At 66.7% G+C, this 8,541-nt stretch carries 7 protein-coding genes and 1 tRNA gene; 1 reads left to right on the top strand and 7 read right to left on the bottom strand.

The genetic code is table 11. The features are described 5' to 3' along the window. Window position 1: 1 nt before the first annotated feature. From trmB to thiS, 3 genes are all read right to left on the bottom strand, one after another. Window positions 2–808 (bottom strand): tRNA (guanosine(46)-N7)-methyltransferase TrmB, encoded by an 807-nt coding sequence (gene trmB / locus V6M37_RS17835; protein WP_332675611.1) that lies wholly within the window; start codon window positions 806–808, stop codon window positions 2–4. 109 nt (window positions 809–917) lie between these two features. After that, window positions 918–1,703 carry a thiazole synthase gene (locus V6M37_RS17840; protein WP_332675613.1) on the bottom strand — a complete coding sequence of 262 codons (786 nt, stop codon included), beginning with the start codon at window positions 1,701–1,703 and terminating at the stop codon, window positions 918–920. A gap of 80 nt (window positions 1,704–1,783) precedes the next feature. After that, entirely contained in the window at window positions 1,784–1,987 is a 204-nt protein-coding gene (gene thiS, locus V6M37_RS17845) for a sulfur carrier protein ThiS (RefSeq protein ID WP_332675614.1), read from the bottom strand. Window positions 1,988–2,186: 199 nt separating this feature from the next. On the opposite strand from thiS, the gene V6M37_RS17850 reads away from it, so the two are divergent. Then, window positions 2,187–2,260 (top strand) — tRNA-Gly (locus tag V6M37_RS17850). A 172-nt stretch (window positions 2,261–2,432) separates the two neighbouring features. On the opposite strand, the gene qhpE is transcribed toward V6M37_RS17850, so the two are convergent. The 4 genes from qhpE to V6M37_RS17870 form a co-directional block, all read right to left on the bottom strand. Then, window positions 2,433–3,113, bottom strand: a complete 681-nt coding sequence (gene qhpE, locus V6M37_RS17855) for a subtilisin-like serine protease QhpE (protein ID WP_332675616.1) — start codon at window positions 3,111–3,113, stop codon at window positions 2,433–2,435. Continuing rightward, a complete protein-coding gene (locus V6M37_RS17860; RefSeq protein ID WP_332675618.1) occupies window positions 3,113–4,834 on the bottom strand; it encodes an ABC transporter ATP-binding protein in 1,722 nt (573 codons plus the stop codon). Before V6M37_RS17860 ends, qhpE begins: the two co-directional genes overlap by 1 nt. Before the next feature lie 714 nt (window positions 4,835–5,548). Further along, window positions 5,549–6,373 (bottom strand): CheR family methyltransferase, encoded by an 825-nt coding sequence (locus V6M37_RS17865; protein ID WP_332675620.1) that lies wholly within the window; start codon window positions 6,371–6,373, stop codon window positions 5,549–5,551. A gap of 9 nt (window positions 6,374–6,382) precedes the next feature. Further along, the coding region (locus V6M37_RS17870) for a response regulator (protein ID WP_332675622.1) at window positions 6,383–8,541 on the bottom strand (2,159 nt) is incomplete at its 5' end.

The following is an 8,541-nucleotide window of genomic DNA, read 5'->3' on the forward strand; positions in this document are numbered from 1 at the left end:
GTCAGCCGCGCCGGGTGAACACCAGGTCCCAAACCCCGTGGCCGAGTTTCAGACCGCGGTTCTCGAATTTAGTCAGCGGACGATAGCCCGGGCGCGGCGCATAGCCGTCCGCGGTATTCGCGAGCGCCGGCTCGGCGTCGAGAATCTCCAGCATCCACTGCGCGTATTCCTCCCAGTCGGTCGCGCAGTGGAGATAACCGCCCGGCGCGAGCCGCGACGCGACCAGCGCGACGAAATCGGACTGGATGATGCGCCGCTTGTGATGACGCTTCTTGTGCCACGGATCGGGAAAGAACACATGCACGCCGGCGAGCGAGCCTTCCGGAATCATGTCACGCAGCACTTCGACCGCGTCGTGCTGGATCACGCGCAGATTCGTCAGGCCGCCTTCGGCGATCAGCTTGCACAGGCTCCCGACCCCCGGGCCGTGCACTTCGACGCCGAGAAAATCCTTCTCCGGCAGCGCCGCGGCGATTTTCGCGGTCGTCTCGCCCATGCCGAAGCCGATCTCGACGATCGTCGGCGCGCGGCGCCCGAACGCGGCTTCGAGTTCGAGCGGCGCAATGCGGTACGGGATCCCGACTTTCGGCAGCGTCTCGTCGAGGTGGCGCTGCTGCGCGACCGACATGCGCCCCTGCCGCAGCACGAAGCTGCGGATCGAGCGGCTCGAAAACCGGGCTTCCGGGTCGCCGCCCGGTCCGTCGGCTCCGCGGCGCGAGGCGTCGCGCGCAGCGGCGGGCGCCGGAGCCGGCTCTTCCGTTGCGGGCCGCTTGCGGGGATCGGCCGGGTTGTCGTGGGAATCGTTCATTCGACGGGGACTTCGAAACGCCGCGGCGATAGCGGCGGCGGGTCGTTCGGGAAAGTGGGAAGCGGCGGCACGTCGCCGGCAGGCAATCCCGCCGGCCGCGATCGTCCTTTCAGGAACCGATCAGCCCGGCCGTCGGCGAGCTCGGGTCGGCCGAATAATGCTTGCGCGGCATCCGGCCGGCAAGGAAAGCCTCGCGGCCGGCTTCGACCGCCTTTTTCATCGCCGACGCCATCAGCACCGGCTTCGCCGCGTGCGCGATCGCGGTGTTCATCAGCACGCCGTCGCAGCCGAGTTCCATCGCGATCGCCGCGTCCGATGCGGTGCCGACGCCGGCGTCGACGAGCACCGGCACGTTCGCCTGGTCGATGATCAGCCGCAGGTTCCACGGATTCAGGATCCCCATGCCGGAGCCGATCAGCGACGCGAGCGGCATGATCGCGACACAGCCGATGTCTTCGAGCATCTTCGCCTGGATCGGATCGTCGGCGCAGTAGACCATGACGTCGAAACCGTCCTTCACGAGCGTCTCAGCCGCCTTCAGCGTTTCGGGCATGTTCGGGAACAGCGTCTTCGGGTCGCCGAGGACTTCGAGCTTCACGAGCGAGTGGCCGTCGAGCAGCTCGCGCGCGAGCCGCAGCGTGCGCACGGCGTCGTCCGCCGTATAGCAGCCCGCGGTGTTCGGCAGGATCGTGAAGCGGTCGGGCGGCAGCACGTCGAGCAGGTTCGGCTCGCCGGCATTCTGGCCGATGTTCGTGCGGCGGATCGCGACGGTGACGATCTCGGCACCGCTCGCGTCGATCGCCTCGCGCGTTTCGGCGAAATCCCTGTATTTACCGGTGCCCACCAGCAAACGGGAGCGGTAGGACTTGCCTGCGATCTCAAGTGAATCGTTCATGTTCGGCCTCGATGAGACGGGTTGGGGCAAGCGGGTCGGGAAAGCGCGGCCGGCGGCGGCCCGCTGCGGGAGGCCGCCGGTCAGCCGCCGCCGACCGCGACGACGATTTCGAGACGGTCGCCATCTGCGAGCCGCGTATCGGCATGCCGCCCTTTCGGCACGATCTCGCCGTTGCGCTCGACCGCGAGACGCTTCCCGGCGAGCTGCATCGATTCGAGCAGCGCGAGCACGGTTTGAGCCGCGTCGATACGCGCCGGTTTGCCGTTGATCGTTAGCTGGATCATCAGAAGCTATGGGGGTTGCGAAAGAAAACGAAGTTTACCACGCTGCAGCCCCGAGCCCCTGCCGGGACCGCCGCGATGGTCGCCGCAACGGGCCCGCCGCGCCGCGACGACGCAGCGGGTCGCCACGGACTACGCCTCCGATTGCACCACGCAACGCCCGCCGTTAGAATGTGCGTCCCGCCCGGATCCGGGCGGGACTGCGGGCGTCGTATAATGGTAATACCCTAGCTTCCCAAGCTAGAGCCGTGGGTTCGATTCCCATCGCCCGCTCCAACGGACTCCTGCCACGCGGCATGTCGTTCGCTCGCCGCGCGATCTCGCATGATTAACGCGGCAAGCGACACCGTTCTGGCTCAGCACGAACAGTTGTGATCGATTGCCGAATTCGACCGCCGCGAAGCGCTGCGGCTCGCCTCCGAGCACCGCGATCCGCGCTGCCGCACCATCACCTCCCTCGCCGTTCCAGTCCGTGATAACGCGCGTGCGCGGTCAGCCACGCCCGCAGCGCGTCGGCATCCGCCCGACCGGCTTCGGCGAGATGGCGCGCGACGTGGCCGGACAGGTGTGCGCACGCCATGCTCGCGCCCGCGCCGGCGAGCGTGCCGTGCATCGGCCGCACGTGCGCGCCGAAATCGGCGTGGGCCGCCGCGAGCGCCGACACCTCGAGCCGTCCGCAGCGCGCATCCCCGGTCACTCGCAACACCCCCGCGAACGCGGCCGGATACACCGGGTCGCCGTGCGCCGGCGACGCCGCGCAGAGCACGACGCCGGCGTCGAGTGCGCGCCGGCACGCGATTTCGAGCACGGGCCGCGGCTCGCGCAGCCCGAGGCTGAGATTGACGACGACCGCGCCGTGGTCGACGAGCCAGTCGACCGCGCCGGCGACCTGCGCCGCGGTCGTCGCGAGCCGCTCGCGGAACACCTGCGCGACGAGCAGCTCGGCCTGCGGCGCGCAGTGCCGCACGATGTCACCGACGAGGCCACCGTGGCCGAGGAGGTCGTCACAGGCTGCGACGCGATGCACGTCGCCGTCGCCGCGCACGAACGCGGCCGCGGCGACGACCTGGGGCGCCTGCGCCGCGGAGCTTCCGCTGTCGACGATGCCGACCCTGACTTTTGCCGCCACTAGGCCGACTCCGCGATCGCCGGTTCGGCTTCAAGCCGCGCACCTTCGAGCCGCACGCGCAGATCGCAGCCGACGAGCGTCGCGGCGCGGTGGCTGATGAGGATGCGCGTGCGGCCGGCAAACAGCGTATCGACGGCGGCGATCACTTGCGCCTCGGTCGCCTCGTCGACCGCCGACGTCGCCTCGTCGAGCACCAGCACGCACGGGTCCTGCAGCAACGCGCGTGCGACCGCGATGCGTTGCCGCTCGCCGCCCGACAGTTGCTGGCCGCGCTCGCCGAGCGACGTGTCGAGCCCTCGCGGCAGGCGCGCGATCAGGCCGTCGAGCCCCGCCCGGCGCGCTGCCTCGCGCACCGCCGCCTCGTCGGCCGCGGGCGCGGCGTAGCGGATGTTGTCGGCGACGGTGCCGCGGAACAGCACGATGTCCTGGCTGACGACGGCGACCGCGCGCCGCAGGTCCGCGAACGCGATCTGGCGCAGGTCGATGCCATCGAGCGTGATCACGCCCTGCGCCGGGTCGTAATGCCGATGCAGCAAGTCGACGAGCGTCGATTTGCCGACGCCCGAGGCTCCGGTCAGCGCGACCTTGGACCCCGCCGGGATCGTGAGCGTGGCTCGATCGAGCACCGGCGCCTCGCGGTCGTCATGCCGGAAGACGACCCCGTCGAACTCGATCCGCCCCGCCCACGGCCTGTCGCCCGCCGCGGCTTCCGGGGTCTCCGCGACATCGACCCGGGCTTCGCGCAATTCGCGGACGCGCATCAGGCTCACGCTCATGCGCTGCACCGCGACATACAGGCCCAAGAGACTGTTGACCGGCCCGGTGGCCATGCCGAGGTAGGTCGAGAACGCGATCAATCCGCCGAGTTGCCAGCTGCCCTCGACGATCCACCAGCCGCCGATCACGAATGCGGCCGCGCGCGTCATCGAGGTCAACGTCGACGGCACCGCGTGCGTGAAGAATTCCGCGCGCTGCAGCTGCAACAGGTCTTCGAGGTAGGTCGCACCGAGCCGGTCGAGCCGCTCGCGTTCGTCGCTCTCGCGACGCGAGGCCTGGATGAACTTCATCGCCGGCAGCGTCTCGACGAGGAAGCTCGAGACGTCGGCCGCGCGCTCGCGGACCGCGCGCGTACGGATTTCCACCTTGCGCCGCATCCAGCGCAGCCACAGGAATTCGAGCGGCACGAGCACGAGCACCAGGAGCGAAAGCTGCCATGACAGGCTCACCATCAGGACGATCGCGCCGACGAGGCCGATCACGCTGCTGACCGCGGAGAACAGGCTGTCGACCGCGAAACGCTGAATCTCGGCGACGTCGCCGTCGATCCGCGACAACAGGTCGCCCATGCGCTGGCGCCCGTAGAACGCCGGCGACAAGCTCTGGAGATGGCGATAGAGATCGCTGCGCAGCGCGAAAAGTATGGTTCCCGACAGGCGCGTATGCAGAAGGCGATTGACGCCGGCGAGGACGGTGCCGACGATGCCGACGAAAATCATCGCCGTGGCGATCGACAGGAGAACCGGGTAGTCGCGCGCGAGCAGGCCGTCGTCGATCAGCATCTTGGTCAGCCACGGCTGCAACAGCACGAGCAGCGTCGCCGCGAGCGACAGCAGCAACAGTCTCGCGACCGATCGCCAATGCGGCCGCACGAAGCCGTAAAGCCACTCGAATCCGCGACGCAGTTCGCCCGGATCCTGGTGGCGGATCAGCTTAGCCCACACGCGGATCCCGTCTGCCACATGGCCGCCCCGCGCGAGAGCAGGAGGCTACCAGGCGCAAAGGCTTCGTCGGGTCCCGGCGGGTGCGAAAGGTCATCGACAAGGTCTCCGAAACGGTACGAGCAAGGGAACGAATTGTAGGCCGACGCGGGGCGAAGTCTGGGGAAGGAACGTCGGACATCGCCGGTGGGCTTCGGCGTAGGTCGGCGCGAGCCGCAGGCGAAGGCCGACGCAAAGTGAGCAGGTGTTGCTCGGGCCATTCCTCCGGAAGCGCCGATTTCACCACGCTTCGGCCGCGTTTCGCCCCGGCCGACGAACTGCCCTCGCCGGCGGTCGCTTTGCTCGACGCCGCGGGTGGCGCAGTGCAGCAAAACCGGCACGGCAAGCGTCCCGGAGGAATCCTCTGCCCGCAACGAGCGTCAGAGAAGGATTCACGACGCGACGAATAGGCTTGCCCGATGGGTCAATAGAATTATTTATGTTGCGCTGCACAACTCCTTCGCGTATTCTCTGAACCGTCTCCTCCACCCTCCTCCTTTGGTGTGGATTTAAGCCCGGGTTCGCAAGACCCCGGGCTTTTTCTTGTCCTGAATCCGCCGCCAAGCCCGCAACCCGGACCGAGTCCGCGGAAAGCCGCTTAAGACACCTCGGTCTCACTCCTGAGGTTCGTCGCCGGACGGCGTCCGTCGTCAAATCCACCGTCGCTGCGCGCCCGTGTCAGCCGTACCGCTTCCGGTAAATCCGCATCTGTCCTTCGAGTTCTTCGTACTGCGGTTCGATGCTGCGCCGGTCGAGCGCTTCCTTGAGTCCCAGGCAGAGAAATCCGCCGGCGGGAAGGCTGCGGTCGAACAGCTGCAGGCAGCGCTCCTTGAGCGCCGGCTTGAAATAGATCATCACGTTGCGGCACAGGATCATGTTCATTTCGCCGAAAACGCCGTCGGTCGCAAGGTTATGCGGCGCGAAGACGATGTCCTTGCGCAGCGTCGGGTCGAGGATCGCGTATTCGTAGCGCGCGGTGTAGTAGTCGGCGAAGGACGCGGCGCCGCCGCTCAGCTGGTAGTTGCGCGTGAATTGCTGCATCTCGGCGACGGACAGGATGCCTTCTCGGGCGCGCTCAAGGATCGTCTCGTTGATGTCGGTCGCGTAGATCCGGTAGCGCCCGGCCAGGCCCTCCTCGTTCAGGAGGATCGCCATCGAATACGCTTCCTCGCCGGTCGCGCATCCGGCGTGCCAGATCTTCACGAACGGGTAGGTCTTCAGGAAGGGGACGATCTGCTCGCGTATGGTCCTGAAGAAAGCGGGGTCGCGGAACATTTCGGTGACGTTGATCGTGATTCCGCGCAGCAGCGAGTCGAAAACCTCCCGGTCGCGCAGCACGCGCGACTGCGCGAGCGAGAAGGTGTCGAAGTCCGACTCGGCGAGCCAGTGCGTCAGTCGCCGCGTGATCGACGCTTCGGCGTAATCGCGGAAATCGTAGCCGTATACCTGCTCGATCCCTTCGAGCAGCAAGCGCATTTCGACTTCTTCGACGTCGCGTCTCATTCGTGCCCGTCAGGCCCGCTGGTACATCCACACGCGGATCAGCGAAAACAGCTTGTCGACGTCGATCGGCTTCGCGATGTAGTCGCTCGCGCCCGCGTCGATGCATTTCTCGTAGTCGCCCTTCATCGCCTTCGCGGTCATCGCGATTACCGGGAGATTCTCGAAACGGGCGTTCCTGCGGATCTCGCGCATCGCGGTGTAGCCGTCGGTCTCGGGCATCATGATGTCCATCAGCACGATCGACACGTCGGGATGCTCTTCGAGGCGGTCGAGCGCCTTGCGGCCGTTTTCCGCTTCGATCACGACCATGTTCTTCTCCGCCAGCACGCTCGAAAGCGAGAAGAGATTGCGCATGTCGTCATCGACGAGCAGGACTTTCCGACCTTCGAGCATCGCCTCCTTGTCGAGCGCCGCGCGGATCATGCGCTGCTTCTTCGCGGGCAGCTCCGTTTCGACCTGGTGCAGGAACAGCGTGACTTCGTTGAGTAGCCGCTCGGGGCTCTTGGCGCCCTTGATGACGATGCTCTCCGCGTAGCGGCGCAGCCTGCGCTCGTCGTCCTCGCTCAGCTCGCGCCCGGAATGGATGATGATCGGAACGCGTCCGTGGCGTTCCACCGACTGGATGTGATCGAGCAGGTCGAAGCCCGACATCCCCGGCAATCCGAGATCGAGCACGATGCAGTCGAACGTCTCGGTCGACAGGCGATCGATCGCTTCACCGCCCGACGCCGCGACGGTGATCTCGACATCCTTGTCGTCGAGCAGCGCGACGAGGCTGTATGCCTCGTCCTGGTCGTCTTCGACGACGAGAAGCTTCTTGACCGATTTCGCGATCGAGCGCTCGATCGCTTCGAAGATTTCGTTCAGTTGAAGGGTGTCGACCGGTTTCGTCACGAAGCCGATCGCCGCCATCTCCAGCGCCTTTTGCCGCTCTTCGAGGCAGGTCAGGAAATGCACCGGGATATGTCTCGTGCGCCGGCTGTCCTTGAGGCTACGCATCACGTTCCAGCCGTCGATCCCGGGCAGCATGACGTCGAGGATGATCGCGCTCGGCAGCTCGCGCTCGGCCAGTTCGAGCCCTTTTTCGCCGTTCTCGGCAACGAGGACGTGGAAGTCGCGTTCGCGGATCATCTCCTGAAGGATCTTCGCAAAGTCGGGATCGTCCTCGATGACGAGAATGCTGCGTTCCGCGGATTTCGCGTCGGCGAGCTCTTCCAGCACCGGCGAGCTGAGCGGGAGCGGGCTCCGCAGAGGCACCGGGGACGGCGCCGGGACCGGCTGGACCGGGGAGCCGGCCCGCGCCGGCGCCGCGGCACGGGTCGCCGCCGACAGCGGCAGATACAGCGTGAAGGTGCTGCCCCGGCCTTCGGTGCTCGTCAACCGAATGTCGCCGCCCATCTTGCGGGCGAGCTCGAGCGAGATCGAAAGGCCGAGACCGGTGCCGCCGTACTTGCGGCTGATCGAGCCGTCTGCCTGTTTGAAGGCTTCGAAGACCGACTGCCGCTTGTCCTCCGGGATGCCGATGCCGGTGTCGCTGACGACGAACGCGACCGCCGGCACGCCGATCGGGGTTTCCCGCGCGGGCGCGGCGTCGACGCGCAGCCGCACCTCACCGTGCTCGGTGAATTTCAGCGCGTTCGAAACCAGGTTCTTCAGGATCTGATGCACGCGCTGCCAGTCCGCGTGGAAGGCGCGCGGTGCCGCGCGCTCGGCCTCGATCGTGAAAGCGAGCCCTTTCTGCTCCGCCTGCGCCTCGAACAGCGTGCGGATCGCATCGAACAGCACATCGATGCGGATCTCGCTGCAGTCGAACTCGATGCGCCCCGCCTCGATCTTCGCGAGGTCGAGGATGTCGTTGATCAGATTGAGGAGATCCGCGCCCGCGGCGTGGATCGTCGACGCGAACTCGATCTGCTTTGCGGTGAGGTTCTCGTCCTTGTTCTGCCTCAGCAGGCTGGACAGGATCATCAGGCTGTTCAGCGGCGTGCGCAGCTCGTGAGACATGTTCGCGAGGAACTCGGACTTGTAGGTGCTGACCCGTTCGAGTTCTTCCGCCTTGCGACGCAGGTCTTCGGCGGCGACTTCGATCTCGCGGTTCTTCGCGCGGATGTTCTCGCGCTGCTGTTCCAGCATCTGGGCGCGCTCTTCGAGCTCTTCGTTGCTCTGCT

This window comes from Aromatoleum sp., from assembly GCF_036675785.1.
Classification (GTDB): domain Bacteria; phylum Pseudomonadota; class Gammaproteobacteria; order Burkholderiales; family Rhodocyclaceae; genus Aromatoleum.

Bases quoted from the DNA above. Each gene is read 5' to 3' on its own strand.
- trmB (WP_332675611.1), bottom strand. From the start codon at position 808: ATGAACGATTCCCACGACAACCCGGCCGATCCCCGCAAGCGGCCCGCA.
- V6M37_RS17840 (WP_332675613.1), bottom strand. From the start codon at position 1,703: ATGAACGATTCACTTGAGATCGCAGGCAAGTCCTACCGCTCCCGTTTG.
- thiS (WP_332675614.1), bottom strand. From the start codon at position 1,987: ATGATCCAGCTAACGATCAACGGCAAACCGGCGCGTATCGACGCGGCT.
- V6M37_RS17865 (WP_332675620.1), bottom strand. From the start codon at position 6,373: ATGAGACGCGACGTCGAAGAAGTCGAAATGCGCTTGCTGCTCGAAGGG.